Below are 25,749 nucleotides of genomic sequence, written 5' to 3' on the forward strand. Positions count from 1 at the left end.
CATGGCGTCTGCCCCGGAATATGATTTCATCATCGTCGGCGCGGGGTCGGCGGGCTGCGTTCTTGCGAACCGCCTGTCGAAGAACCCGGCGAACCGTGTGCTGCTGATCGAGGCGGGCGGCAAGGATCGCAATCCGCTGTTCCGGCTGCCGATGCTGATGGGCAAGCTGTTCCATTCGGGCATCTATAACTGGCATTATCACACGGAGCCCGAGCCCTACCTTAACGGCCGCTCGCTCTACTGGCCGCGCGGCAAGGTGCTGGGCGGGACCTCGACCATCAACGGCATGATCTACGTGCGCGGCAATCGCCACGATTATGACCGCTGGTCGCAGCTTGGCTTGCCCGGCTGGTCCTATGACGAGGTGCTGCCGGCATTCCGGCGCTCCGAGACCCATATCCAGCGCAAGGATGCGTTCCACAGCGCAGACGGCGAACTGACCGTCTGCCGGGCCCGTGGCCACAATCCGCTGATGGACGTGTTCTGCGAGGCGGGCCTGCAGGCCGGCTACCCGGACAACGACGATTTCAACGGCGCCACCCAGGAAGGGTTCGGCCGCTACGACTTCACCATCCGCAAGGGAAAGCGCTGGTCGACGTCCTGGGCCTTCCTGCGCCCCGCGCTCGATCGCAAGAACCTGACCGTGCTGACGGGGGCGGAAACGACGCGCCTCGTCATCGAAGACGGCCGGGCATGCGGCGTCGACTATGTCAGGGACGGTCGGTCGGGGCGCGCCCATGCTGGGCGTGAGGTCATCCTGTCCGCGGGCGTCGTCAATTCCCCCAAGGCCTTGCTCCTCTCGGGCATCGGGCCGGCCGACGAGCTGCGCGCACTCGGCATCAAGCCCGTGCTCGATCTTCCGGGTGTCGGCAAGAACCTTCAGGATCATGTCGACTGCGTCATGAGCTGGGAATGCCGGGAGCCGATCACCCTGTTCGGCGACCTGCGTGCCGACAAGCTCATACCGGCCGTTGCCCAGGGCATGCTGTTCGGGGAAGGCATCACGACGACCTTTCCCTACGAGGCCGGCGCCTTCATCCGCTCGAACGATGGTCTCGTCGCGCCGGACATCCAGCTGCATTTCATGCCGGCGCTGGAAAAGACGGCCAACCTGCACTTCCCCAATCCGTTCCGCAAGAAACAGGCGGTGGAAGCCAACCACGGGTTCACGATCCGTGTCGGCCCCGTCAATCCGGTGAGCCGCGGCGAGATCACGCTGCGGTCGGCCAATCCCGCCGACAAGCCGAAGATCCTGGCCAACTACCTGCGCGACGAGTTCGACATTCGCACGATGATCGACGCCATCCGGCTGACCCGGGACATCGTCGGCCAAAAGGCTTTCGACCGATACCGCGGCAAGGAGCTCGCGCCCGGGCCGGAGGCGCTTGACGATGCGGCGCTGACACGCTGGCTTCGTGCAACGGCCATGACGACCTTCCATCCGGTGGGAACGGCGAAGATGGGCAACGATCCCATGGCCGTGGTGGACGCGCGGCTCAAGGTCCGCGGCATCGAGGGGCTGCGCGTCGCCGACGCCTCGATCATGCCGATCATCTCGAGCGGCAACACCAATGCACCGGCCATCATGATCGGCGAGAAATGCGCCGAGTTCATCCTGAACGCAGAAGGAGCGATCCGATGATCCTCGAACACCGCACCTATACCTTCAAGCCCGGTACGGTCGATAAGTGGATGAAGAAATACGAGGCTGACGGCCTGCCCGTGCAGAAGCGCCACCTCAACACCTTTGTCGGCCTCTATTCCTCGGAACTCGGCACCCTTCACACCACGGTTCTGATGTGGGCCTACGACAGTCTCGCCGACCGTGAGGCGCGCCGGACGGCGATGTATGCCGACCCCGACTGGCAGACGTTCATCTCCGAGGTCTGGGCGCTGGACGCGATCCAGAAGCAGGAGGTGATGATCATGAACCCGGCCTCCTATTCGCCTCCTCTTTGAGGCGGCAACCGACGCGCAGCAGGGCCTGCGTGTCGGCGAATGCGCATGCGAAACGACAATCGATAAAAGAGGGAACCATCATGACAGACAAGACTGGGACCAATGCACAGCACAGGATGCATCGCCGCACATTCCTGCAGGCGAGCGCAGGCGCCGCGGCGCTTGGCTTTGCAGCCAGCATCGTGCCCGAATTCGCCCGCGCCTCCGGCGGGCTGGTCGCGCTCGTTCACACGCAGGCGGCCGGCGACAACGGTCCGGTGGACCAGATGATCGCCAAGCTCAAGCAGCTTTCGGAGGAAAAGGGCTTCGAGTACCGCGCCATCTACGCGCAGGATCCGGCGACCTACGAGACCATCTACCGCACGCTTGGCGATGCGGGCGCTGCGATCATCGTCTCGACCTTCAACGAAGTGGCCGAGCCCTTCAAGGCGCTGGCGCCGTCCTATCCCAACACCAAGTGGATCCAGCTTTTCGGCGACCCCTTCGAACCGGCGATCCCGAACGTGGTGACCGTTTCCTACGACTACTATCTCGGTTGCTATCTTTCGGGCGTCTTTGCCGCCAGGATGACCTCGACCGGAAAGACCGGCTTCATCGGCGGCGTCTCGATTCCCCCGCTCAATGCCGATTTCAACGCGTTCAAGGCCGGCGTGCACTCCATCCGGCCGGATGCCAGCGTCGTCGCCGCCTTTGCGGGCTCGTTCCAGGATCCCGCCAAGGGGCAGGAAATCGCCACCCAGATGTACAATGACGGCATCGACTACATCCAGACCGATGCGGCGGCCACCGACGGCGGCATCATCGCTGCGGCCAATGAAAAGGAAGGTCGCATGGTGAGCTGCCTTGCGCCCGGGCAGTACGAGCTCGGTCCGAAGTCGCTCATCTCCATCGTCAGCCTCGATTTCGGCGTCTCGCTCTACAACGAGGTCACCAAGGCCGTCGGCTCCGACTGGAAGGGCGGTACGCATGAGCATACGGGCCTCGGCACCGGCGTCATCGATTTCATTCCTTCGCCTGTTTTCGCCGAGCAGGGACCGGCAGATCTCAATGCGAAGGCGAAGGAAGCGCTCGTCGAGGTCGACAAGGTTCGGGCGGGCATTCTGGACGGATCCATCAAGGTCCCGTTCAACACAACGCTTTGAGCCTCCACGCCGGCCCATCGGGCCGGCGTGGAGGCTTGACGGACAATCGGCATCGGCCGTCCCCGAGGGATGGTCGCGGGAGGTTCGCGGCTCGTCTCCAGCCCTGTTGACGGACGTGAACCTCTGCTCTCGTTGGGAACCGTATCATGCCCAATCTTCCGAAGTCGGCCCTGGAGTGCCGCGATGTCACCGTGAAGTTCGGTGACGTGACGGCTCTGTCGGAGGTTTCAGCCTCCTTCGCTCCGGGCCAGATCCATGCCGTCGTGGGCCAGAACGGCGCCGGCAAGACGACCTTCGCCCGTGTCGCCGCCGGCCTCGTGCGGCCGACTTTCGGTGCCGTCGACGTGATGGGGCATGAAATCCGCACGGGGCAGGTCAGGGAAAGCCGCGCCGCGGGCGTGGAACTCGTCCACCAGAGTTTTGCCCTGCCGCCGTCCTTCACCGTTGCCGAGACCATGGAGTTCGGGGCGACGGACAAGGGCGGCATCTACAGCCGCAAGGCGCTTGCGGAGAAATGGCGGCCGCATCTTGCCGGGCTCGACGTTCAGGTCGATCTCAACCGGCGGATCCGCGACCTGCCGATCGAGACGCAGCAGGGCATCGAGATCGCGCGTGCGCTGGTGACGGATGCGCGCGTCCTCATTCTCGACGAGCCGACGGCGGTGCTGTCGCCGGCGGGCATCGACATGCTGTTTTCCCGCGTTCGACGCCTCAAGGCGCGTGGCGTCACCGTCATCCTCATTCTGCACAAGATCCGTGAGGTGCTCGGTATCGCGGATACGGTCACGGTGCTGCGCGGCGGCCGGAAGGTGGAGGGGCCGCTTCCGATCGCCGAGGTCCCGGCCGAGCGGCTGGCCAATCTGATCGTCGGCGATGCGGTGGCCAGGACGCTCGATGGGCACGACCGCGACGCCCTGGTTGGAACGAAATCCCCGGCCGGCGGGGATGCCGACCAGCCGTCCCAGGCAAAAGGCCCTGCCGTCTTGTCGATGAAGGCCGTTTCCACCCGGCCGGACAGCGAGGGCATCGCACTCGACACGATCGACCTTGATATCCGTCCGGGCGAAATCGTCGGCATCGCCGGTGTTGAAGGCAACGGGCAGAAGACACTGGTCCGGGCGATTTCCGCCCTCGCGGACCTCGACGGCGGCTCGATCGCTCTCGCCGGGCAGGACGTGACCCGCCAGCCGCTTGCCGCCCGCCGTGCGATCGGTCTCAGGATCATTCCCTTCGAGCGCAACGTGGAAGGCCTCAGCCTTACCAGTTCGCTCTGGCAGAACTGGAGCGCGCGGGACCTGCTGCAGGGCAGTCTGCTCAAGGTCATCCGGCCCGCGGTCATCCGCGAGGCGTGCGACCGCTCGCTCAAGGCATGGAGCGTGCACTACCACAATTGCGGGCAGAGGGCCGGCTCGCTCTCCGGCGGCAACGCACAGAAGGTGATCCTCGCGCGCGAGGTCGATCCGGCCGCGCGGCTGATCATCGCCGCCCAGCCGACACGCGGCCTCGACATCGGCGCGACCGCCTTCGTGTGGCAGGCGCTGAGGCAGGCCCGCGACCGCGGTGCCGCCATCCTGCTCATCTCGTCGGATCTCGATGAGCTGTTCGATATTTCCGACCGCGTCGTGGTGATGTTGTCGGGACGGCTGAATGGGGAGTTCCGCGCGCCCTTCGACATCGGGTCGGTGGGGGCTGCCATGACCGGCGCTGCTGTGAGGGCAAACGCATGAAAGACAGCCTTATCACCGTCCTCCGCAGTCTGGTCTTCGTCATCTTCGCGCTCGTGCTCTGCGCACTCGTCTTCCAGCTTGCCGGCTACAATGCACCCGTCATGCTCTGGGCGGTGCTCGACGGGGCGTTCCTGCGCAGTGGCGCGATCGAACAAAGCCTCCGGTGGGCGCTGCCGCTGTTCATCACGGCGGTCGGCGTCGGCATTTCCTTCCGGGCGGGGTTCTTCAACATCGGCGCGCAGGGCCAGTTCTATGTCGGCGCGATCTGCGCCGCCTTTGCGGCCGAGGCGCTGAAGGGCGGGCCTGCCGTCCTGGTCATTCCCGCACTGCTGCTTGCCGGCATGCTGGGCGGCGCCCTCTGGGCTCTCTGGCCGGGCCTGCTGCGCCTTCGCTCCGGCACCGACGAGGTCATCACCACGCTGATGGGCAACTTCATGGCCGGCCTGCTTCTGGTCTATGTCACCGCGGGACCGCTCAAGGATCCCTCGGGCTCCGGCCAACAGGCATCGAGCCGGCCGCTCGATGCGGCCTACCGCATTTCCGATTCCCTCGGCCTCTCCCCGACCATCATTGCCATCGCGGCCATCGTCGGCATCCTGATGTGGCTGCTGGTGAACCGGACCGCCTTCGGGGTGCTGGCGAGCCTTGCCGGCCGCAACGGCACGATGGTCGAGTGGCAGGGGGCACGGCTCTGGAAGCTCGGCCTGTCCAGCTTCCTCATTTCCGGGGCGCTGGCGGGCCTTGCCGGCACGATCGAATTCATGGGGCCGAACGGCCGTATCGCTTCGGGCTTCCTGCCGGCGCATGGCTTCACGGCGATCCTCATCGCGCTCGTTGCCAATCTCTCCGTTGTCGGAACGGCGGTGGCAGCCGTGTTCTTCGGCGGCCTTGCTTCCGCGGCGCTCTACCTGCCGATCATGGCGGGGCTGCCGGCGGCGGCCATCGACATCATCAATGCAGCGATCGCGCTGTTCATCACGGCACGGTCGAAGCTTGTCGACAGGGTGCTGCGTTTTGGAGGGCGTTCGTCATGAATGAGATCATCATCGCCATCCTGCGTTCCGGAACGCCGCTGATCTACGTCACGCTCGCCGGCGTCATCGCCCAGCGGGCAGGGGTCTGGAACCTCGGCCTTGAAGGTCTGATGATCATCGGCGCCTGTGCCACGATCCTCGGCATCATGCTTACCAAATCCGTGGCGGCGGCCATCCTCATCGCCATCCTTGCCTGTGTGCTGGCGTCGGTGCTTCTCTGGTTCGTCATCGACAGGCTGAAGGCCAACCCCATCATCGCCGGCCTCGGGTTGACGGGGCTCGGTGTCGGCGGCACGGCACTCGCCGTCCAGTCGATCTTCGGCAGCCAGGCGACCGTTACGGCCCCGTTCGGCATTCCCAAGCTCGGGCCGGCCTTCGGCACCTACGGAGTGCTGTCGATCTCTGTGGCCGCCATGCCCTTCGTCGTCTTCGCCATGTGGGTCCTGCTGCGGCGAACACGTTTCGGCCTTCGGCTCGCAGCCTGCGGCGAGCACCCCTTTGCCGCCCGCGGGGTCGGCGCCAACCCGTCGCGCATGCGGCTCGTGGCGCTTTCGATCGGCGGGGTTCTGTGCGCCATCGGCGGTGCGGAACTTGCCGCCGGCAGCCTGCAGTTCTTCGCCCAGGGCATGACCGCCGGGCGTGGATTCATGGCCTTCGCCGCGGTCATCTTCGGAGCCGCTCATCCGGTGGGCGCGACCTTCGCCGCGCTCTTCTTCGCGGTGGTCGGGGCGATCGGTATCCGCGCCCAGCTCATGTTCGGCGACAGGATCCCGCACGATCTTCTGCAGGCGCTGCCTTATCTCGCCACCGTCTTCGGCGTCTGGCTTTCCGGCAAGCTGCGCGGCGGGGCGAAAGCGGCAAGTTCCTTCGCCGAACTGCGGGACCAATAGGAGGCATCATGATGTTCGCACAACGCCATCCGATCCGGGACGTCTGTATCCTGGTCACCGATCTCGAGGCATCCATCCGCTTCTACACGCAGAAACTCGGCTTCAAGCTCCAGCATCGCGCGCCGGGCTTCGCCGACTTCATCGGCGCGGGCCTGACGCTTGCGGTGTGGGACCGGGCGCATATCGAGACGCACGCCAATGTGTGCGTGCCGAAAGGGTCGGCCTCGGCCGTGCTCGTCGCCGTAAGGCTCGACAGCCCGGCCGATATCGATGCGCTCCATGCGGACCTTGCGACGGAGGGCGTGGTCTTCGTCGGGCCGCCGGCCGACTATCCCTGGAATGCCCGCTGCCTCTATTTCCATGGGCCGGACGGCGAGACCTGGGAGCTTTACGCGTGGCTGGAAGGCGGCGCGCCGGGCAAGGTGGCGGCATGATGCGCAAGCTCATCATCCTCACCGATCCCGGGCAAGACCAGGCCGCTGCAATCCTGATGATTCTCGGCCAGCGGCAAGCCTTCGACGTGCTCGGCCTCGTCGCGACGGCCGGCAACATCAATCTGGAGCATACGGTCACCAATTGCCTGAAGCTGATGGAGCTGGCCGGTCGGCCGGATGTTCCTGTCTTCGCCGGTTGCCCGCACCCGATCATCCGCCCGCTGGTCATGGCCGAGCATGTGCATGGTCCGACGGGTCTTGATGGCCCGGACCTGCCGCCGCCATCCATCAAAGCCCGGGAGAAACACGGTGTCGATTTCATCATCGATACCGTCCGTGCGCATCCCGGCGAGATCACCATCTGCGCGCTCTCGCCCGTGACGAACCTCGCGATGGCCCTGCGCAAGGCGCCTGACATGGCCGGAAAGGTCCGCGAGGTCGTCGCGATGCTCGGCGCTTATTTCGAGGTCGGCAACATAACCCCGACCGCGGAGTTCAACTGCTATGTCGACCCCGAAGCCGCCGACATCGTGCTGAGGGCCGGCATCAGGACGACGCTGCTGCCGCTCGACGTGACGCACCGGATGCGCTCGACGCGTGCGCGGCTCGATGCGATGCGGGCGCTTGCCAACCGCTGCGGGGTGGCGACGGCGGAGATGCTGGAATTCTCCGAGACCTTCGATCTGAAAAAATATGGCTGGGAGGGCGCGCCGCTGCATGGGCCCTGCGTGCCCGCCTTCATGCTGGCGCCGGAGATGTTTTCGGGGCGCCGGATCAATGTCTCCGTCGAACTCAACGGCACTTTGACCGCCGGCATGACGGTCGCCGACTGGTGGCAGATCACCGACCGGCCGAAAAACGTGTTCTATGTCCGCGACGGCGATCCCGCCGCCTACTACGATCTCCTGCTGCAATCCCTCGGAAACCTGCCATGAGCGAGACGCTGATCCGCAACGCGACGATCGTCGCCATGGACGAAGAGCATGGTTCGGCTCCCTTTTCCGGCGATATCCTCATCGACGGCGCGACCATCAAGGCGGTCGGCGGCACGATCGCCGCTGGGCCGGGCGCACGCATCATCGAGGGGCGCGGCAAGCTGGTCATGCCCGGGCTCGTCAACGCGCACACCCATTCCAGCGAGACTTTCCTTCGCGGTCGCTACGAGCGCATGCCGCTCGAGATCTGGCTGCTCTATGCCTATCCGTTGCTGATGAACGACCCGATCGGCGAGCGGCTGCTCTATCTGCGCAGCCTGCTGCTGGCGATGGAATCGCTGCGCAACGGCGTCACCACCTTCTGCGACGACTTCTTCGACCCGCCAAGGCACGACCTTGACCGGCTTGCCACGGTGTTCCGGGCCTATGAAGATGCCGGCATTCGCGCCAATGTCTCGAGCGCCGTGATGAATGTGCACACGCTCGACGCCTTGCCCTTCGCGCGCGAGGTGATGCCCCCTGAACTGCAGGCGCGTCTCGATTTCGGGCCCCCGATGACTGCGGGCGCCTATATGGATTACTGCCGTTCCGCCTTCTCCAGCCTGCACGGCAAGGCGGGCCGATTGAACTTCATGATCGCCCCCTCGGCGCCGCAGCGCTGCACGCCCGATCTCATGGCCGCCTGCATGGACCTTGCGGTCGCACGGCATGTGCCCTTCCATACCCATATTCTCGAGACGAAGACGCAGGCCGTGACGGGCCCGGTGCTGCATGGCAAGTCTCTCATCGCCTACATGCACGATCTCGGTCTCCTGAAGCGCAACACGACCATTGCACACTCCGTCTGGGTCAGCGACGGGGACATGCGGCTGATGGGGGACGCGGGCGTCTCCGTCGCGCACAATGCCGTCTCGAACCTGAAGCTCGGCGCAGGCATCGCCCCGATCCGCCGTCTGCTCGATGCCGGTGTGACGGTCGGGCTTGGCACCGATGGTGTTTCCTCGAACGACACGTCGCGCATCTTCGACGTCATGCGCGTTGCCGGCCTCGTGCACAGTGCCGCCGGACCCGACCACGAGAAATGGGTGGCGGCGCATGAAATCCTGACCATGGCGACGATCGGTGGCGCGAAGACGGCCATGCTGGAGGAGGTGACGGGCTCGCTGGAGGTCGGCAAGGCGGCCGATCTCCTGATTCTCGATCTGAAGACCTACCCCTTCATGCCGCTCAACGATGTCGCCAAACATCTGGTCTATTCGGAAAACGGATCCTCGATCGAAACGGTGATGGTCGCCGGACGGATCGTCATGCAAGGCGGACGCCTGACCACGGTGGATGAAACGGCCGTCTTTGACGAGGTTGCCGCGCTGGTGCCGGCCTATCTTGCCGAGCATGCCGAGCTCGAGCGTCGCAACGCGGTCTTCGAGCCTGTCATGGCCGAAATCCATCGCAGGGCGACGGGGATGGACATTGCCATCAACCGCTATCAGGGCGATGGCGGTTGATCAGCGCTTCGAGCCGACAAGGCTGAGCTTTTGCAAGATCTCCCGTAGTGCCGGCATGAGCCAGACCGGCTCGAAGCATTCGCCGACATTGGCGGTGACGGGCAGGGCGACACGGCAGCCGGTGCTGACGATGGTCAGCGAGATGGTGTGCTTTCACGCCGTAGGAAACGTCTCTTCCTTTTCGGAGAAAAGCCGGGAAGCCCGCCCGCGTGGCGGAGCCGCACGGGCGGGATCTGAGAGGAGGCGGAGCCTGCCTCGCTAGAGCGTTTCCGCTTTTCTTCGAATTGCGAAAACGCACTATCTGTTTGTTTTTACGCAATCCCTGACGCAAAAACGCTAAGCACTTTTGCTGGAACTGCTCTAGATCCCCGATCCGTCGAGCTGTTGGGCGTCTTCGCCCTCCCAGGGCGCGGGTGCGGAGGCCCGGCTGAGGCTGGCCGAGGGCATCGGCATCCAACACTTCAGCTCCGGTTCGGCATATTCGATGACGCGGCCGGGGGAAGAGTCGGAGGCGCGCCAGCCTTCTGCGCCGAAGCGGTCGCCATTCGCCCAGTAGGCGACGTCGACTTCCGCCGGTCCCTGTTCGGACGAGCGCACGGTGACGAGAATCCGGCTACCGTCTCGCGGCGCGCTTGCCATGTGGCGCCACCGGTCTGGTTCGTCCATTGGTTTTCCTCCTGCCTTATCAAGGACTGAAGTTTCGCTGCGCCGTCGAAAGCGGTCAACCCAAACTTTGCACAACCCTGCCTCTTTCCATCGGCAGGTGGGGTTGCCGCGCGCAGCGACAAACTGGTTGCGATATGAAACCGGTTAGCCTAGTCTGTCGTTGATTGCCAGTGCGATCGGAAACAGGCGAACGTGCCGATCGGCAGAGGAGGCGGCAGTGGCGAAGCTGGTGTTTGGAATGAACCAGTCCCTGGATGGTTATGTCGATCATACGGCCTTCGCGCCAAGCCCAACGCTCTTCCGGCACTTCATCGAAGAGGCCCGCGGGCAGACCGGCAGCATCTACGGCCGCCGCATATACGAGATCATGCGCTACTGGGATGACGAACACCCCGAATGGGGCGCGGACGAGCATGCCTTCGCCGTGGCATGGCGGAGGCAGCCGAAATGGGTCGCGTCGCAGGCGCTGCAGTCTGTCGGGCCCAATGCTGCACTTCTCGGCGATGACCTTGAGGCGGCGATCCGTGCCTTGAAGGCCGAACATGAAGGGGAGATCGAGGTGGCCGGTCCGCATCTTGCAAAGAGCCTCGGCGACCTTGGTCTGATCGACGAATACCGTATCTACCTGCATCCCGTCGTGCTCGGTCGCGGCACGCCCTATTTCGCCGGTCCCCGGCCAGCGCTCCATTTCGTGGCGAGCGAGAGGATTTGCGAGGATGTGATCCGGCTGACCTACGTTCCTGCCTGATCGGGGATATGCCGGAGGGGAAACGCGTCCGGCGACCGACACCAACGCGTGCCCCGTCAGGGGCACGCGCGCGTCCGGTCCCGGTGGTTCGGGCCTACTTGCTTGCGCCGAGAACCGCGTCGACATTCTCCGCGGTGACGGCGAGCCACGGCACATAATAGTGCTGCTCCTTGCCGCCGTTCCAGGCGAGCTTTCCGCCATTCACATCCCAGACGGCGGCGCGGGGCTTGTAGCTTTCCCCGGCCAGCTTGCTGAGGGCGAGGTCGATGGCACCCTGGGCCTGGCCGCTGGCATCCTGAAGGATGGACATCTGCTGTTCGCCGCGCTTCACGGCCTCCAGCGCGTCCTTGATGCCGTCGACGCCGGCAACGGGGACGCTCTTGGGATCGAGGCCATGGTTGCGGATGCCTTCGATGGCGCCGACGGCCATCTCGTCATTTTCCGCCAGAACGCCCTGTACATCCTTGCCGTGCGCGGTGAGCACGTTTTCCATGAGCGTGATGGCCTCCGCGCGCGACCAGTTGGCCGTGTTCTGCTCCAGGACGGTGACGCCCGGATTGTCCTTCAGCACCTTCTGGATGCCTTCGAGGCGCTGGACCTGTGCAGACTGGCCAAGCATACCTTCCAGGATGACGATCTTGGCGTCCGGTCCGGCCTTGTCGATCACGGCTTTTGCCAGAAGCTCGCCCGCCTCGACGTCGTTCGAGTTGATATAGGTGTCGTAGAGCGCGGTGTTGGAGACGACGGTGTTCGAGCCGAACACCGGAATTCCGGCGGCCTTCGCGCGCTCGATCGGTTCGTTGCCGGCATCGATGTCGACGGGGATGAAGACGATGGCGTCGTACTTTTCCGTAATCGCCGTGTCGAACAGGTTGGACTGCGTCAGCACGTCCTGGCGGCCGTCGAGGATCGTCAGCGTCGCCGTGCCGTCGGAAAGGGCGGGATGCGCTTTGGCGGCGTCGGCCCAGAGCACGTTGTATTCGGTGTTGAGGCTCTGAACGATGGCGGCGATCTTCAAGGCTTCGGCGTGAGCGGCCGAACTGGAAAAGCCGGTGGCAAGGCAAAGGCCTGTTGCGGCGCCAAGAAGCGAACGTCGGGTCATTTTCATAGTGCAATTCCTCCAGTTGCAGGCGGCGATGGCCGCGTTCCAGGTGTCATTCGCTCCGCGCGCGGGAGCGGTCGATCAGCACCGCGAGGACGATGATCGAACCCTTGATGATCTGCTGGTAGTATGAGGACACCCCCATCAGATCGAGACCGTTGCTGATCATGCCGATGATCAGCACCCCGACGAGCGTGTAGCCGATACGGCCGATGCCCCCGGTGAGACTTGTTCCGCCGATGACGACGGCGGCGATGGCGTCGAGTTCGTAGCCGATGCCGGCTTGCGGCAGGGCCGAGGTGGTGCGTGCGGTCAGCATGACGCCGGCAAGACCTGCGAGTGCACCCATGATCACGTAGACCGAGAAGACGATGCCGTTCGTGTTGATGCCGCTGGTCTTGGCGCTGCGCGGATTGCCGCCGACCGCATAGATCCGGCGCCCGTAGACCGTGTAGCGAAGCACGATCGCGGCAATGGCGAAGACGATGGCGAAGATGATGACCGGCACGGGAATGCCGAAGACCAGGCCCTGGCCGAGCCAGCGGAATTCTGGGCTGAGATTGGGGATGGGGCGGCCGCCGCTGTAGAGCAGCGTCGCGCCGCGCGCCACGCTCAGCATGCCGAGCGTGGTGACGAATGCCGGCACCTTGAAATAGGCGATGATGCCGCCGTTGACGACGCCGCAGGCGGCGCCGGTGGCGATGCCGGCAAGCACCGCGATTGCCGGGTTGAACGCATCCGCGCCGGTAACCAAGCTTGCGGCCACCGCGCCGGCCAAGGCCAGCAGCGAACCGATCGACAGGTCGATCCCCGCGGTGAGGATGACATAGGTCATTCCGACCGCCAGCACGCCGTTGATCGACACCTGCCGAAGGACATTGAGCAGATTGTTCGTCGACAGGAAGTTCGACGAGGCTAGGGACAGGATGATGAAGAGCAACACGAACGAGATCACGATGCCGTAGCGGGCGATCAGCGTTCCGATCTGGATATCGCGCTTGAAAGCGTCGGTGGAATTCATGGTGGTCTCCTCCACGAGCGATGCGTCCGGTCAGGATGCCAGGTGGACTAGGGTTTCTTGGGTGGCGTCGGGGCCGGAGACTTCGCCTGCGATCCGGCCGCGGTGGAAGACGATGATGCGGTCGGCATTGCCCAGGATCTCGGGCACTTCCGACGAGATCATCAGCACCGCGTTGCCCGCTTTGACGAAGCTTTCGAGGAAGGCGTAGATTTCGCGCTTGGCGCCCTCGTCGACGCCGCGGGTCGGCTCGTCGCAGATCAGGATGCGCGGATCGGTATCGATGCAACGCGCCAATACGACCTTCTGCTGGTTGCCCCCGCTCAGCGATTGCACCGGCAGGTCGGCGGAAGCGGTCTTGATCGAGAAGCACTTGATGTGCGCGCGGACGCTGCTAGCCTCCGCCGCACCTTTCAGGAAGCCGCCGCGCGTATAGTGCGGAAGGTTCGCCACGGTGATGTTGTGCGCGACGGAGGCGGTCAGCGACAAGCCCGTCTGCTTGCGGTCCTCCGTCACCAACGAGATACCGGCACGGATGGAATCGGCCGGCGTTCGCAGGTCGGTCGGTTTGCCGTCGATCAGGACCTCGCCCGCATCGCGCGGTTCGTTGCCGTAGAGGGCGTTCACGAACTCGCTGCGACCGGAGCCGAGCAGGCCGTAGAGGCCGACGATCTCGCCGGCATGCAGGGTCACGTTGATATCGCTGAACCGGTTCTTTGCCGAAAAACCGCGGGCCTCCAGCAAGGGTTTTTCGGTGTTGAAGGATTTTGGCTCACGGCGGTGATCCAGCAGGTCCCGGCCGACGATCGACCGGATGAGACCCTTGCGGTCGATATTCGAGATGGCTCCGCCCTCGATGAAGCGGCCGTCGCGGAAGACGGTGTAGTCATCAGAGATTTCGAAGATTTCCGTCAGGCGATGGGAAACGTAGATGATGCCGACGCCCTCGGCCGTCAGGGTACGGATCGCGTCGAAGAGCATCTGCGTTTCGCGTTCGCCGATGGCCGATGTCGGCTCGTCCATGATCAGGATGTCGCTGCGCTGGCTGATCGCCTTGGTGATCTCGACGAGTTGCGACTGGGCAACGGAGAGATCGCGCAGCCGGGCGCTGGCCGGGATGTCAAACTTGAGGCGCGCCAGGATATCCTCGGCCTCCGCGCGCATGCGCCGGTCGTCGACGAAGAAACGGCCGCGCCGCTGCTCCCTGCCGAGATAGAGGTTCTCGGCCACGGTCATGTCGAGAAACGGGCTGAGCTCCTGTGTGATGATGGCGACGCCTGCATCGAGCGCGTCGGCCGGCGATCCGAACTCGAGCTCCCTGCCGCGGATGGAGACCCTTCCCGAATCGCGTCGCAGCAGCCCCATCAGAATGCCGAGGAAGGTCGATTTGCCGGCGCCGTTGCCCCCGCAGAGCGCGTTCACGGTGCCGGCCCGCAGCGTAATCCGCCCATCGATGAGGGCGGGAACCTTGTTGAAGGTTTTTGAGAGGTTCAGGGCCTGCAGCAAGGGCGGCGGTGTGTCGCCCCCGTCCTGCAAAGTCGGTTCATTCGCAACCATTGCGCTCCTCCTGCATGGTCGCCCGCCTCAAGGGCGGGAATTTGTCGATGTGTGGGGAGAGGCCGGCCTTAGGGCGGCAGAAGCGGGGGCGCTTTAACGCGCCCGCTGATGATGTCAGCCCTCCCGGCAGCCGGCGAAATCGCGCTCGCCATGCACACCACCTAACGCAAAAAAATTGGCGACGCAAGGTTTGTTGCTTAAGCATGCAAATTATATCGGATGAATGACCTTTTGGGTTGTTGCGTCTGGTGGTCTTTCTCGATCATGAAGGTGGATTTTATGATTTTTACGAACTTTCCACGATATTGAACCGCTTTTAGGGATTTTCATCCCAAAAATATTTGTTGCGTAAAAATACTAATAGAGATAGCCATGTCGCCAGCGAAGCGACTTTGTGGAGGAAATTGTGATGCGTCGACTGGGTATTCATTCATTTGTTTGGACGGGCGGCCAAACCCAGGAGGGGCTTGAGATGGCCCTGCGCAAGACCGCCGAGCACGGCTATCGCGCGATCGAATTCGCCTATCTGCGACCGGAGAAGTTCGATCTCGATCACCTGGCGAAGCTAGCCCAGTCCCTTGATGTCGAGATCGGCGTGACGATGGGGCTTCCGATCGATCGCGACGTTTCGAGTGAGGATCAGGCCGTCGTTGCCGGCGGCAAGGCGATGCTGGCGGACGCCGTGCGCGCCGTGCGCGACATCGGCGGCACCAAGCTTGGCGGTATTCTCTATTCCGCGCACACCAAATACGGTCGGCAGCCGACGAAGCGCGGCTGGGACAACAGCGTCGCGGCGATTGCCGGAACGGCCGAGACAGGCAAGGCCGCAGGCGTCGATATCGTTCTCGAGATCGTCAACCGCTTCGAGACCAACCTTCTCAACACGACCGCCCAGGGCCTGAAGTTCATCGCGGACACCGGCTCGGATCATGTGCGCCTGCATCTCGACACGTTCCACATGAACATCGAGGAGGCCAATCCCGCCGCAGCCATCCGGCTTGCAGGCGACAAGATCGGGTACTTCCACATCGGCGAAAGCAATCGCGGCTATCTTGGGGACGGGGTCATCGATTTCGATGCGATCTTCGACGCGCTCCTCGACATCGATTACAAGCGCGACATCGTGTTCGAGAGTTTTTCCACAGCGGTGGTCGATGAGGGGCTGTCGCTCGTCTGCGCCATCTGGCGTGATACCTGGACGCAGAACGACCCGCTGGCGGCTCATGCCAAGGGTTTTATCGAGATGAAGCTCGAAGAGGCCAAGCGCCGCCGGGCAACGAACGCCCGGCCCTAAAGGCTCTTCTAGCAACGTGCTTTGTCCGTGTAGGGTCGAGGCGGGTTCATTCGGGGGGATCGGGAGATGAGCGATATCGTTTCCATCGGCAGCACGCCGCGCCGTATTCGGCAGAACAACATCGTGGCCGCGCTGCAGGCGATCTACAGCAACCGCTGCATGAGCCGGGCGGAGCTGGCGCGGCAACTTGCCATGAACCGCTCGTCCTCGGGGCAGATCGTGGCGGAGCTGACGGGAAGCGGTTTCGTCGAGGAGATCGATGGCGACGGCCCCGACCGCGCCGGCCAGGCCCGTGCCGGGCGGCCGGGGATCATGCTCCAGCTCGTGCCCGATGCCGCCTTCTTCATCGGCGTCGAAATCGGTGTCGAGCACATTTCGACGACCGTCATCGACCTTGCCGCCCAGGTTCGGCTCTATCGGAGCGAGGCGTTTGACACGGTCTCCTCGACCGTCGAGGCTGCGATGCAGCAGGCGATCGAGATGGCCGTCGGTGCCATGGACCCGGGCATGCTTGCCCGGTGCAGGGGGCTCGGGATATCGACCCCCGCGCATATCGGACCGGACGGGGTCGTTGCGCTGGCGCCGATCATCGGATGGCGAAACGTGCCGCTCGGGCAGATCGCCCGCGATGCCGTTCCGGTTCCCATGCCCGTTGCGGTCGAGAACGATGCCAATGCCTTTGCGATCGGCGACAGCTACCGGAACGGCCGGGCGGGCGTCACGCTCTTCCTTTCGATGGAGACCGGTATCGGCGGCGGGATCATGATCGATGGCAAGCTCTTTCGCGGCGGCCATGGCCTTGCGGGCGAGATCGGTCACATCCTGGTGCCCGGCAGCGGCGGGCAGAAGTTCGAGCAGCTGATCGGGCGTGAGGCACTGGTGGCACGGTATCGCGCGGCGACCGGTTCGGCGGCGCCCGGACTGCACGCTTTCATCGCGGATGTGCGCGACCGTGTTCCCGCCGCCGTGAACATTGCCGAAGACTGGTCGCGGCATCTCGCCTGCGCCCTGCTGCAGGCATGCCGCCTCATCGATCCCGAGCGGATTGTGCTCGGGGGATCGGTGGCCGGGCTCTATCCGCTGGTCGCGGCCCGCGTAGCTGCGCATATGGCGGAGGGGCAGAGCACGCTGTTCCCTGCGCCGGAGATTTCCGTCGACGACACGGAAATCGGCCCCGCCTTCGGGGCGGCCTGCATGCTGCATCAGCGCTTCCTGTCGCTCGAAAATGAAGACCTCGGTGCCGATGATCCGGCGCTGCAACGCTCAACCGCCACCTAGGCGTGGCCCCCAGCATCAAAGCGAGGTATCCCTCATGACGTCTGCACTGGCACCGGATGCGCTCGGCCCCACGATCTGCGTGGGCGAGATCCTTGTCGAGATCGTCGCGACGACGGTCGGCACGGGATTTGTCGAGGCCCAGCCGCTGATCGGCCCCTTTGCCAGCGGTGCTCCGGCGATCTTCATTTCCCAATGCGGGCGCTTCGGCGGCCAGGCCGCCATGATCGGTGCCGTGGGCGATGACGATTTCGGGCGTGTGAACGTCGAGCGCCTAAAGCGCGATGGCGTCGATGTCTCGGCCATTTCCATCGATCCCGAATTCCCGACGGGCAGCGCCTTCGTCCGCTATCGGGACAACGGCTCGCGCGACTTCGTGTTCAACATCGCGCGGTCTGCCGCGGCGCGTTTCGGATGGAGCGTACCTGTGAGCGACCTTGTCGGGCGCGGCGGGCACCTGCACGTCATGGGCTCGGCGCTGTCGATGCCCAGTGCCATTGCCGTCATCGACAAGGCGGTCGATATCATCAAGGCCCGTGGCGGTACGTTGTCCGTCGATCCGAACATCCGCAAGGAGCTGAAACTCGACGCGGAAACCGAGCGCCGTTTCGATCGCCTCGTCTCCGCCGCCGATTTGCTCCTGCCGTCGGGGGAAGAGCTGGAGCGGGCGGCCGGCGTGGATGGCGAAACGGCTGCGGTTCGCCGCCTGTTCGAGCGCGGCGTGAAGGAGGTCGTCCTGAAGCGTGGCGCTGATGGAGCCAGCTATTTCAACCGTGACGGAACGCGGGTCGACGTGCCGGCCTTCGTGGTCGAGGAGGTCGATCCCACGGGTGCCGGCGATTGTTTCGGCGGCGCCTATGTCGCCGGCCGTCGCCTTGGCCTGACGCCGCAACACGCCCTGACCTATGCCGCCGCCGCAGGTGCCCGCAACGTGACCCGCCTCGGCCCGATGGAGGGCGCGGGAACGCGGGACGAACTCGACGCTTTCATCGCTTCGACGGGGAGATATTCGTGATGGGGGTTGCGCTGGAGGAACTTGCGGTGCTGCGGCGCCAGGGCACGCCGAAGGGAATAACGTCGGTCTGCTCGGCCCATCCGCTGGTCCTGCGGGCGGCGTTGCGGCATGGCGCAAAGACCGGACGTTCCGTGCTGATCGAGGCGACGTGCAATCAGGTCAACCACCAGGGGGGCTATACCGGCATGCGGCCGGCGGATTTTGCCCGCCTTGTGCACGAACTGGCCGTGGAGGAGGCCTGCCCACGGGAGCTTGTCGTCCTCGGGGGAGATCATCTCGGCCCCAATCCATGGCGCGAGCAGCCGGCCGAAGAGGCGATGGCCGAGGCGGAGGCGATGGTCGCGGCCTATGTCGATGCCGGCTTCCGCAAGATCCACCTCGATGCCTCCATGGGGTGCCGTGGCGAGCCGGCGGCGCTGGATGACGAAACGACGGCGCGTCGTGCCTGCCAGCTTGCCGCCGTTGCGGAAGCGCGTGCGGCCGCTGCCGGCGGCGCCATGCCTGTCTATGTCATCGGAACGGAGGTGCCGCCGCCGGGCGGCGCCGATCACGCCCTGACGTCGATCGAGCCGACGGACGGTGTCTCCGCCCGCAAGACCATCGAAATCCATCGGCGGGTCTTCGCCGAAGCCGGGCTGTCGGCGGCCTTCGAGCGCGCAATCGGCCTCGTCGTGCAGCCGGGCGTCGAATTCGGCAACCACAATGTGATCTTCTACGACCGGACAAAGATCGCTGGGCTTGCGCAGGTTCTCGATGCGGAACCGCAATTCGTCTTCGAGGCGCATTCGACCGACTACCAGGGAACCGGTTCGCTCGCCGCGCTTGTCGAGGATGGCTTCCCCATTCTGAAGGTCGGCCCGGAACTGACATTCGTGCTTCGCGAAGCGCTCTATGCACTGGATGCTATCGCGTCGGACCTGGTCCCCGACTACGGGGAGCGCCCCCTCATGGCGGCCATGGAGGCCGTCATGCTGCATCACCCCGAGCACTGGTGCCGGCACTATCATGGCGCGAAGGAGGAGGAGCGGCTGCTGCGGCACTATTCGCTTTCCGACCGCATTCGCTACTACTGGGCGACCCCGGAAGCGGAGGCCGCCGTCGGGCGGCTGTTTACTGCCTTGAAGGACCGCACCGTGCCGCTCCCGCTGTTCTGGCAGCACATGTCTCCGGCGAGCCGGTTCGCCGACAGGCCGCTGGACCCGGAGGCCGTCGTCATCTGGCGGATTACGCAAACGCTCGCCGCCTACGCCGCCGCCGGCAACCGATAGATCGGTTTTCCGGCGCAAGGAAATCCGTCGTGCTCTTCAGCATGGAAAACGCCACCCCCGCTTCTGGGCCGGGGTGGTGTTCGCGTTGCTACTCGATGACGGTGATCTTCGAGCCGTTGAGGAATTTTGCAGGCTCGAAGCCGCGCGCGACGGCCATCGGGACCATCAGGAGCTGGATGGGGAGGATTTCCAGCACAGGCAGAAGCCCTTCCGCAACCTCGGGCAGGGACAGGACCGGTTCGTTCCCCGCAACGGCCGCTGCCGTGGCTTCCGGCGCGATGACGAGGCACCGGCCGCCGAAGCGGGTGATGTCGGCGACGGTCTTCAGGTTGAGGTCGAGCGTCGCACCGGCGCCGCCGAGGAACAGCAGGCTGCGGAACCCGTCGCGCACCAGTTCCAGCGGACCGTGTCGGAACTGGCCGCCGGACAGCGCCTGTGTCGGGGCCTTTGCGGCCTCAGCCGTCACCAGCGCGGCCATCTGGGCGCTGGCATAGCTTGCGCCGCGGCCGATGAAGGTCAGCGGTCTGTCGTGGCCGAGCGCGGCCAGCGTTTCGTCCATCTGGGCGGGCAGGGTGGAGAGCAGGGTTTCGGCGGCATCGGCGAGCGTGGCGATGTCTGCTGCCAGGGTGTCGCCGTCGCCGGTCAGCAGGCGCTCCAGGATGTAGAGTGTGGCAAGGCCGGCGGAATAGGTCTTGGTAGATACGGTCTGTTCGGGGCCGACCTCCGTCGCCAGCGCCAGCGTGGCCCAGCGGGCGAGGGTGTTGTCGCTGGGATTGGTGATCGCAACCTTGACGGTGACGCCGGCGTCCAGTTCCGTCATGCGGCGCAGTTCGACGCTTTCGCCCGACTGCGAGATGGCGATGACCATGGTGCCGGCCCGCAGCAGCGCCGGCGCCTGCTGGATCAGTTCGGACGTATCCCAGAGCGAGACCGGGACCGGCAGTGCCTGGCTCAGCCGCAGCCAGGTGCCGTAGGCGCTGAACAGGGAGCCGCCCATGCCGGTGAGAAGGACATGCCGCACATCGCCGTTGTCGATCGCGGTGCGGATCGCCTTGGCCTTGGCAATCAGGTCGGGCGTGACGAGCCGGCCGAGCTTGCGGATTGCCGCCGGCTGTTCGGCGATTTCGTCGAGATAGGACTGGGACACGGAAACTCCATCATGGCTTGGGGGTGGGAAAGATCTGCGCTGCCGCACCGATGATGCCGGCGTCGTTGCCGAGAGAGGCAAGCGCGAAACGGACCGGTGCGAGATAGAGGTCGAGGCCCGAGAGCCGCGCTTCCCGCTCCAGCGGGGCGAGCAGCAGGTTGCCGGCCGCGCTCAACCCGCCGCCGAGCAGAATGACGTCGGGCGCGAAGATCTGCGCCCAGGTCGCCGCGCCGCGGCCGAGCCATCGCCCGACATCCGAGAGCATCGCCTTTGCGGCCGAATCGCCGGCAAGCGCTGTTGCGATGACATCGGACGCATCGGCCTCCCGTCCGTGGTCACTTGCTCTTCTGGCGAGTGGACTGTCCGGCACCTCGACGCAATAGCGCCGCGCGATGCCGTTCAGGGCGTCGCCGGACGCCAGCGATTCCAGGCAACCGACGCATCCCTGGCGGCAGGGGCGGCCGTCGCTGCCGTGGATGATGAGCTGCCCGGCATTGCCGAGGCCTCCGCCCGACGTGATGAACGGCTTTCCGTCGATGGTGAGCGCAACGCCGATGCCGGTCCCTGCCGCGATCAGGAGAAGGCGGCGGGCAGTGCGATCCTTGCCGAACATCGCTTCCGCAAGACCGGCTGCGGTTCCGTCGTTCTCCATCCGTGCCGGAAGGGAAAACAGCCCGCCGATCCGCTCGGCCAGCGGGAAGTTGTCGAGGGCAGGGATGTTGCCGAGATCGCCGGACAGGTTGTCCGGATGGATGCGGCCCGGGAAGCCGATGCCGATCCCCAGCACCCTCGCCGCCGGATGTGCGCCCAGGATGTCGCGGACCGTTTCGGCATACTGCGCGACGATCGTGTCCGCATCGTCGGTATCGCCGACGACCACGCGCCGTCGCTCGATGATCTCGCCCCCAGTCGAGACGAGGCCGATCTTCGTGCTGCCGCCGCCGATGTCGATGCCGATTGCGAAATCCTGTTGCGACACGGGTGCTCCTAGAGGCGATATCGATTGACGTTCAGCATGAAGCCGTCGCCCTTGTAGACGGACTTCACATATTCGACGGCCTGGTCCGTATCGGTGACCGTGACACGCCAGACGGTGAGAACCGGTGCGCCGGGCGCGATCTTCAGGTGGGCGGCCTCTTCGTCCGTGGCCGCTGCCGGCTCGAACAGTGCGTCCGTCCAGGTGGGCACGATGCCCCAGGTCGATGCCATCTCGGCATAAAGCGAAGCACCCTCGAACATTGCCCGCGTTGCCGAAGGATAGAGCGCGGCAGGCAGGTATGCGTCCTCCAGCGCCACCGGATCGCCGTCGATGCTGCGCACCCGGCGCAGAAAGAGGAAATCCGGGCCGCTTTCGCTCTCGGTCTGGAGATGCTTGCGGAAGGCGGGCGACAGAGGCTGTCCTTCCTCGAAGGCGACGACCACAGAGCCGGGCTCGGCGCCAAGCTTGCGCACTTCCGTCGTGAAACTGTGGAAGCCCGAGACGCCCTTCATGCGCGAGGCGGTGCTGAAGTAGCCGCGGCCGTGCTCGCTATAGATGACGCCGCGGGTTTCGAGCTGCTTGAGCGCCTGGCGGATGGTGACGCGGGAGACGCCGAATTCCCGCGACAGTTCACCTTCCGAGGGCAGGGCGAAATGCGCGCCGTTGCGCGCCTTCACCGCGCCGTCGAGGATTTCGGCCACCTGCGCATACATCGGGACAGCGCCGCTCTTGCGGATCGGTTTCTTCTTCAGCCATGTCTCGGTCATCGGTTTTCCTTTCTCGTGAGGCGGTCAAACCAACAGTCTCTAACATGTCGAGACAAGTCGGCAAGCGCACCTTGAGAATGTTCCCTTCGCCATCAGCGCCGCGTCATGGTTGCGGCGATCTTTTCCGCGGCCATGATGATCGGGGCGTTGATGTTGGCGGAGGGCACGCGTGGCAGGATGGAGCCGTCGACGATGCGCAGCTTTTCCAGCCCGTGCACCCGGCCGGCGGCGTCGGTGACGGCATGGTCGTCCGCGCCCATGCGGCAGGTGCTGGTCGGGTGGTGTTCGGTGTTGGCGACGGTGCGCAGCCACCCTTCGATCTCGGCGTCCGAAGCCTTGAGGCCGGGCGTATCGACCGGCTGGCCGCGATAATGATCCCAGGACGGCTGGTGCGCCATGTCCAGCGTCTTGCGGATGCCGTCGATCATTTCGAGCGTGTCGCGCCGGTCGGTGAGATAGTTGAAGCGGATGGAGGGTTTTGCGGCGGGGTCGGCGGATTTCAGCGCGATCCGGCCGCGGCTGTAGGGCCGCATCTGGCTGACGAAATACTGGAAACCATCGGAGATCGTCACCTTGCCGGATTGGAAATCGGCGAGGAACGGCAGGAATTCGTGCTGCATGTTGAAATAGGGCACGGTCTCGCTGCTCTTGAAGAAAGCGCCGACCTCGAAGAAATTGGTCGCGCCGAGGCCGCGCTTGAACAAAAGCCATTCGATGCCGAGCTTCAGCCGGCCGACCATGTTGAGCTGCCGGCGGATCGAGACGCCGCCCGGCGAGGTGAAACGCAACGGGGCAACGACATGGTCCTGTAGATCGGCCCCGACGCCGGGCAGGTGGGCGGCGCTGGCGATGCCGTGCTCCTTCAGGGCCTCACGGTCGCCGATGCCGGAGAGCATCAGCAGATGCGGCGAGCCGACCGTGCCGGCCGACAGGATGGTTTCGCGGGCGGCGCGCAGCGTCTTGCGCTCGCCGCGCTGCAAGAGCGTGACGCCCGTTGCTGTGCGGCCGTCGAGAAGGATCTTTTCGACGAGGCAGCCTGTCATCACGGTGAGGTTGGGGCGATTTTTTGCCGGGGTGAGATAGGCGAGGCTGGTGCTGCAGCGCACGCCGTCGCGGATGGTCGCCTGTGTGATGTGGACGCCGTCTTGCGCGCCGCTGTTATAGTCGCCGGCTTCACGCAGGCCGAACTCCTGCCCAGCCTTCAGGAAGGTGCGGTAGAGCGGGTGGTCGGCCTTGCTGCGCACGACATCGATGGGGCCTGCACCACCGCGCATCGGGTCGCGGCCGCCCTCGAAGTTTTCCAGCCTCTTGAAGAAGGGCAGGCAATCCTCGAAATCCCAGCCATCGACGCCGAGTTCGCGCCAGCCGTCGTAGTCCTCTTTCGCGCCGCGCACGAAAACCATGCCGTTGATCGAGGAGCTGCCGCCGAGGCCGCGTCCGCGCGCCTGACCGATACTGCGGCCATGCAGTTCCGGCTCCGGCTCGCTTTCGAATTTCCAGTTGTAGCGGTCGCTTTCGATGGGGAAGGTCAGCGCCGCGGGCATCCGGATGAAGAGGCTGCGGTCGCTCGGCCCAGCCTCGACGAGGCAGACGGAAACGGCCGGGTCGGCGCTCAGCCGGTTGGCCAGCACGCAGCCCGCCGAACCGGCGCCGACGATGACATAGTCGAATTCCTGGGGGCTCTTGCGCATCGCATCCTCTTCGTCTCGGCCTGTCGCCGGATAGTCTGACCGTTCTCGTCCGCTGGCAAATGCATCGATGGTGGGCTTTCCGCCGTTCGATGCGTCTGCTCGGGCACTAGACAGGGCTTCAAGCCTGTGTTAGCTGGTCTTTAACATGTAGTAACAAGTTGTCAAGTGAACAACTAACTGCGTGGGGATCAAAACCAACCGGGAGCATGATCATGAAACGAAGGGCATTTCTCGCGCTGACGGCCGCCTCCGTCGCCTTCACGCTGTCCACCAGCGCGCACGCCATCGACTGGAAGCAGCAGTCCGGCAAGGAAATCACGGTGCTGCTCAGCGAGCACCCGTGGACGGCCGAGCTGCGCAAGCATGTCGGGGAATTCGAGGTGGAGACCGGCATCAAGGTGAAGATCGATGCCTTTGCGGAGGACCTTTATTCGGACCGCATGAACCTTGCCGTCCGCTCGGCCAATTCCGTTGCCGACGTCTACATGATCCAGATGGACTCGGCGCTCTATACGCAATGGGAAGCCGGTGTCGTCGAACCGCTGACGCCCTATCTGAACGATGCCGCCAAGACGGATGCCGACTACAATCTCGCCGACTACCCGGAAGGTTTTCGCGCCGGTGCGTCTTTCCCGGTCGGCAAGCCCGATCCGCAGCTCTATGCGATCCCGATCTCGTTCGAGGCCTATACGCTTTTCTACAACAAGGCGCTGATCGATACATATCTCGGCGGCAAGGTGCCGGCGACGATGGACGAATTGATCGCTGCCGCGAACGAGATCAGCGCCAAGGGTGAGGGCAAGATTTTCGGCGCCTCGATGCGCGGCAAGCGCTCGGCCGAACTGGTCGATACGATGACGGGCATCGTGCTCGACGCATGGGGCAACGAGCCGGCCGACCTTCCCTACAACATCTGGTTCGACGGAGACTGGTCGAAGCCGCGCTTCGACGATCCGCGCATCGCCAAGGGCCTTTCCTACTATGCAGGCCTCCTGAAGGCTGGTCCGCCGAGTGCTTTGTCCTATGGCTGGGAGGATGCCAGCCGCTTCTTCTCGCAGGGCAATGCCGCCTTCTTCGTCGATGCCTCGGTCTTCGGTCCGAGCTTCGAGGATGCGAAGACCTCGGCCATCGCGGGCAAGGTCGGCTATGCGCCGCTGCCGGCCTCGACGGGTGATATCGGCTACAGCGGCCACTGGTCCTGGGGCATTTCCATCGCCAGGAACTCGCCGAAGAAGGATGCCGCCTGGCTCTTCGTGCAATGGGCGACGAACAAGAAGATGACGGCGGCGCTGGGTGTGGCGACAGGCGGTGCGCCGCGCGATTCCGCATGGGCCGATGCCGACTACGTCAAGGCACTTGATGCCGGCTATGTCGCGGCCGTGAAGACTCAGATGCAGCACACCCGCCCCACCTCGGTGTTCCGCCAGGGCTGGAACGACGTCGTGCTCATGATCGTCGACGCCATCCACCAGATCTACCAGGGTACGTCGCCGGAGGATGCGGTGGCCGAACTCCAGACCAACGTTCAGGACACGCTCGAATAGACCGTTTCTCCCGCGGGGCCGGCCTGTCCGGCCCCATTTTTCCCGAAAGCAG

23 protein-coding genes are annotated in these 25,749 nt (G+C 64.7%); 15 read left to right on the plus strand and 8 right to left on the minus strand.

Translation table 11 applies throughout. The annotated features are described in order from the left end of the window. Position 1 precedes the first annotated feature (1 nt). From P9A16_RS05455 to P9A16_RS05495, 9 genes are all read left to right on the plus strand, one after another. Positions 2-1,642, plus strand: coding sequence for a GMC family oxidoreductase (locus tag P9A16_RS05455; RefSeq protein WP_023512231.1), 1,641 nt, complete (start codon positions 2-4; stop codon positions 1,640-1,642). Continuing rightward, positions 1,639-1,959: an NIPSNAP family protein gene (locus P9A16_RS05460; protein ID WP_023512230.1), complete on the plus strand. Its 321-nt coding sequence runs from the start codon at positions 1,639-1,641 to the stop codon at positions 1,957-1,959. The genes P9A16_RS05455 and P9A16_RS05460 overlap by 4 nt, the downstream gene beginning before the upstream one ends. A gap of 116 nt (positions 1,960-2,075) precedes the next feature. Then, positions 2,076-3,101, plus strand: a complete 1,026-nt coding sequence (locus P9A16_RS05465) for a BMP family ABC transporter substrate-binding protein (protein WP_037407166.1) — start codon at positions 2,076-2,078, stop codon at positions 3,099-3,101. A gap of 146 nt (positions 3,102-3,247) precedes the next feature. Then, positions 3,248-4,828: an ABC transporter ATP-binding protein gene (locus P9A16_RS05470; protein ID WP_278025570.1), complete on the plus strand. Its 1,581-nt coding sequence runs from the start codon at positions 3,248-3,250 to the stop codon at positions 4,826-4,828. Continuing rightward, entirely contained in the window at positions 4,825-5,862 is a 1,038-nt protein-coding gene (locus tag P9A16_RS05475) for an ABC transporter permease (RefSeq protein WP_023513622.1), read from the plus strand. The genes P9A16_RS05470 and P9A16_RS05475 overlap by 4 nt, the downstream gene beginning before the upstream one ends. Further along, a complete protein-coding gene (locus tag P9A16_RS05480; RefSeq protein ID WP_023513621.1) occupies positions 5,859-6,752 on the plus strand; it encodes an ABC transporter permease in 894 nt (297 codons plus the stop codon). The genes P9A16_RS05475 and P9A16_RS05480 overlap by 4 nt, the downstream gene beginning before the upstream one ends. Before the next feature lie 8 nt (positions 6,753-6,760). Continuing rightward, positions 6,761-7,186, plus strand: coding sequence for a VOC family protein (locus P9A16_RS05485; RefSeq protein ID WP_023513620.1), 426 nt, complete (start codon positions 6,761-6,763; stop codon positions 7,184-7,186). After that, positions 7,183-8,121, plus strand: coding sequence for a nucleoside hydrolase (locus P9A16_RS05490; protein ID WP_023513619.1), 939 nt, complete (start codon positions 7,183-7,185; stop codon positions 8,119-8,121). The genes P9A16_RS05485 and P9A16_RS05490 overlap by 4 nt, the downstream gene beginning before the upstream one ends. Beyond that, positions 8,118-9,626 (plus strand): amidohydrolase family protein, encoded by a 1,509-nt coding sequence (locus P9A16_RS05495; RefSeq protein WP_023513618.1) that lies wholly within the window; start codon positions 8,118-8,120, stop codon positions 9,624-9,626. Before P9A16_RS05490 ends, P9A16_RS05495 begins: the two co-directional genes overlap by 4 nt. A 360-nt stretch (positions 9,627-9,986) precedes the next feature. Here P9A16_RS05495 and P9A16_RS05500 read toward each other — a convergent pair whose 3' ends face one another. Further along, a complete protein-coding gene (locus P9A16_RS05500; RefSeq protein WP_023513617.1) occupies positions 9,987-10,292 on the minus strand; it encodes a hypothetical protein in 306 nt (101 codons plus the stop codon). 217 nt (positions 10,293-10,509) lie between these two features. On the opposite strand from P9A16_RS05500, the gene P9A16_RS05505 reads away from it, so the two are divergent. Beyond that, entirely contained in the window at positions 10,510-11,040 is a 531-nt protein-coding gene (locus P9A16_RS05505; protein ID WP_023513616.1) for a dihydrofolate reductase family protein, read from the plus strand. Positions 11,041-11,134: 94 nt separating this feature from the next. Here P9A16_RS05505 and P9A16_RS05510 read toward each other — a convergent pair whose 3' ends face one another. The 3 genes from P9A16_RS05510 to P9A16_RS05520 are packed head-to-tail and all read right to left on the minus strand — an operon-like array spanning position 11,135 to position 14,717. Next, a complete protein-coding gene (locus P9A16_RS05510; protein ID WP_023513615.1) occupies positions 11,135-12,148 on the minus strand; it encodes a substrate-binding domain-containing protein in 1,014 nt (337 codons plus the stop codon). Between the two features lie 46 nt (positions 12,149-12,194). Beyond that, on the minus strand, positions 12,195-13,163 hold the full coding sequence (locus P9A16_RS05515) for an ABC transporter permease (RefSeq protein WP_024271535.1): 969 nt from the start codon (positions 13,161-13,163) through the stop codon (positions 12,195-12,197). 30 nt (positions 13,164-13,193) lie between these two features. Beyond that, complete coding sequence (locus P9A16_RS05520) at positions 13,194-14,717, minus strand: sugar ABC transporter ATP-binding protein (RefSeq protein ID WP_023516346.1); 1,524 nt, start codon at positions 14,715-14,717, stop codon at positions 13,194-13,196. Between the two features lie 409 nt (positions 14,718-15,126). On the opposite strand from P9A16_RS05520, the gene P9A16_RS05525 reads away from it, so the two are divergent. The 4 genes from P9A16_RS05525 to P9A16_RS05540 all read left to right on the plus strand — a co-directional run bounded on the left by P9A16_RS05525 (position 15,127) and on the right by P9A16_RS05540 (position 19,569). Then, a complete protein-coding gene (locus tag P9A16_RS05525) occupies positions 15,127-16,011 on the plus strand; it encodes a sugar phosphate isomerase/epimerase family protein (protein ID WP_037409430.1) in 885 nt (294 codons plus the stop codon). A 66-nt stretch (positions 16,012-16,077) separates the two neighbouring features. Then, positions 16,078-17,289 (plus strand): ROK family protein, encoded by a 1,212-nt coding sequence (locus tag P9A16_RS05530; protein WP_023513786.1) that lies wholly within the window; start codon positions 16,078-16,080, stop codon positions 17,287-17,289. 34 nt (positions 17,290-17,323) lie between these two features. Next, positions 17,324-18,301: a tagatose kinase gene (locus tag P9A16_RS05535; RefSeq protein ID WP_023513785.1), complete on the plus strand. Its 978-nt coding sequence runs from the start codon at positions 17,324-17,326 to the stop codon at positions 18,299-18,301. Then, positions 18,301-19,569: a D-tagatose-bisphosphate aldolase, class II, non-catalytic subunit gene (locus P9A16_RS05540; protein WP_023513784.1), complete on the plus strand. Its 1,269-nt coding sequence runs from the start codon at positions 18,301-18,303 to the stop codon at positions 19,567-19,569. The genes P9A16_RS05535 and P9A16_RS05540 overlap by 1 nt, the downstream gene beginning before the upstream one ends. 88 nt (positions 19,570-19,657) lie before the next feature. Here the strand turns inward: P9A16_RS05540 and P9A16_RS05545 are convergent, their stop codons facing one another. From P9A16_RS05545 to P9A16_RS05560, 4 genes are all read right to left on the minus strand, one after another. Next, the gene (locus tag P9A16_RS05545; RefSeq protein WP_023513783.1) at positions 19,658-20,716 is read right to left on the minus strand and encodes an SIS domain-containing protein; all 1,059 of its coding nucleotides are present in this window, start codon (positions 20,714-20,716) and stop codon (positions 19,658-19,660) included. 10 nt (positions 20,717-20,726) lie between these two features. Then, positions 20,727-21,695 carry an ROK family protein gene (locus tag P9A16_RS05550; protein WP_023513782.1) on the minus strand — a complete coding sequence of 323 codons (969 nt, stop codon included), beginning with the start codon at positions 21,693-21,695 and terminating at the stop codon, positions 20,727-20,729. Between the two features lie 8 nt (positions 21,696-21,703). Then, complete coding sequence (locus tag P9A16_RS05555; RefSeq protein WP_023513781.1) at positions 21,704-22,462, minus strand: GntR family transcriptional regulator; 759 nt, start codon at positions 22,460-22,462, stop codon at positions 21,704-21,706. A 92-nt stretch (positions 22,463-22,554) separates the two neighbouring features. Next, a complete protein-coding gene (locus P9A16_RS05560) occupies positions 22,555-24,153 on the minus strand; it encodes a GMC family oxidoreductase (protein ID WP_023513780.1) in 1,599 nt (532 codons plus the stop codon). 212 nt (positions 24,154-24,365) lie between these two features. On the opposite strand from P9A16_RS05560, the gene P9A16_RS05565 reads away from it, so the two are divergent. Continuing rightward, a complete protein-coding gene (locus P9A16_RS05565; RefSeq protein WP_024271534.1) occupies positions 24,366-25,697 on the plus strand; it encodes an ABC transporter substrate-binding protein in 1,332 nt (443 codons plus the stop codon). The last annotated feature ends 52 nt before the right edge of the window (positions 25,698-25,749 follow it).

The sequence above is a fragment of the Shinella sp. 838 genome (genome assembly GCF_029623935.1).
GTDB lineage: Bacteria > Pseudomonadota > Alphaproteobacteria > Rhizobiales > Rhizobiaceae > Shinella.

What these genes read in the sequence shown, in the direction of transcription:
- P9A16_RS05525 (WP_037409430.1), top strand. Translation starts at nt 15,127, where the DNA reads ATGCGTCGACTGGGTATTCATTCATTTGTTTGGACGGGCGGCCAAACC.
- P9A16_RS05485 (WP_023513620.1), top strand. Translation starts at nt 6,761, where the DNA reads ATGATGTTCGCACAACGCCATCCGATCCGGGACGTCTGTATCCTGGTC.
- P9A16_RS05515 (WP_024271535.1), bottom strand. Translation starts at nt 13,163, where the DNA reads ATGAATTCCACCGACGCTTTCAAGCGCGATATCCAGATCGGAACGCTG.
- P9A16_RS05555 (WP_023513781.1), bottom strand. Translation starts at nt 22,462, where the DNA reads ATGACCGAGACATGGCTGAAGAAGAAACCGATCCGCAAGAGCGGCGCT.
- P9A16_RS05500 (WP_023513617.1), bottom strand. Translation starts at nt 10,292, where the DNA reads ATGGACGAACCAGACCGGTGGCGCCACATGGCAAGCGCGCCGCGAGAC.
- P9A16_RS05460 (WP_023512230.1), top strand. Translation starts at nt 1,639, where the DNA reads ATGATCCTCGAACACCGCACCTATACCTTCAAGCCCGGTACGGTCGAT.
- P9A16_RS05480 (WP_023513621.1), top strand. Translation starts at nt 5,859, where the DNA reads ATGAATGAGATCATCATCGCCATCCTGCGTTCCGGAACGCCGCTGATC.
- P9A16_RS05530 (WP_023513786.1), top strand. Translation starts at nt 16,078, where the DNA reads ATGAGCGATATCGTTTCCATCGGCAGCACGCCGCGCCGTATTCGGCAG.
- P9A16_RS05535 (WP_023513785.1), top strand. Translation starts at nt 17,324, where the DNA reads ATGACGTCTGCACTGGCACCGGATGCGCTCGGCCCCACGATCTGCGTG.
- P9A16_RS05540 (WP_023513784.1), top strand. Translation starts at nt 18,301, where the DNA reads ATGGGGGTTGCGCTGGAGGAACTTGCGGTGCTGCGGCGCCAGGGCACG.
- P9A16_RS05465 (WP_037407166.1), top strand. Translation starts at nt 2,076, where the DNA reads ATGCATCGCCGCACATTCCTGCAGGCGAGCGCAGGCGCCGCGGCGCTT.
- P9A16_RS05510 (WP_023513615.1), bottom strand. Translation starts at nt 12,148, where the DNA reads ATGAAAATGACCCGACGTTCGCTTCTTGGCGCCGCAACAGGCCTTTGC.
- P9A16_RS05560 (WP_023513780.1), bottom strand. Translation starts at nt 24,153, where the DNA reads ATGCGCAAGAGCCCCCAGGAATTCGACTATGTCATCGTCGGCGCCGGT.
- P9A16_RS05455 (WP_023512231.1), top strand. Translation starts at nt 2, where the DNA reads ATGGCGTCTGCCCCGGAATATGATTTCATCATCGTCGGCGCGGGGTCG.
- P9A16_RS05490 (WP_023513619.1), top strand. Translation starts at nt 7,183, where the DNA reads ATGATGCGCAAGCTCATCATCCTCACCGATCCCGGGCAAGACCAGGCC.
- P9A16_RS05565 (WP_024271534.1), top strand. Translation starts at nt 24,366, where the DNA reads ATGAAACGAAGGGCATTTCTCGCGCTGACGGCCGCCTCCGTCGCCTTC.
- P9A16_RS05470 (WP_278025570.1), top strand. Translation starts at nt 3,248, where the DNA reads ATGCCCAATCTTCCGAAGTCGGCCCTGGAGTGCCGCGATGTCACCGTG.
- P9A16_RS05495 (WP_023513618.1), top strand. Translation starts at nt 8,118, where the DNA reads ATGAGCGAGACGCTGATCCGCAACGCGACGATCGTCGCCATGGACGAA.
- P9A16_RS05520 (WP_023516346.1), bottom strand. Translation starts at nt 14,717, where the DNA reads ATGGTTGCGAATGAACCGACTTTGCAGGACGGGGGCGACACACCGCCG.
- P9A16_RS05475 (WP_023513622.1), top strand. Translation starts at nt 4,825, where the DNA reads ATGAAAGACAGCCTTATCACCGTCCTCCGCAGTCTGGTCTTCGTCATC.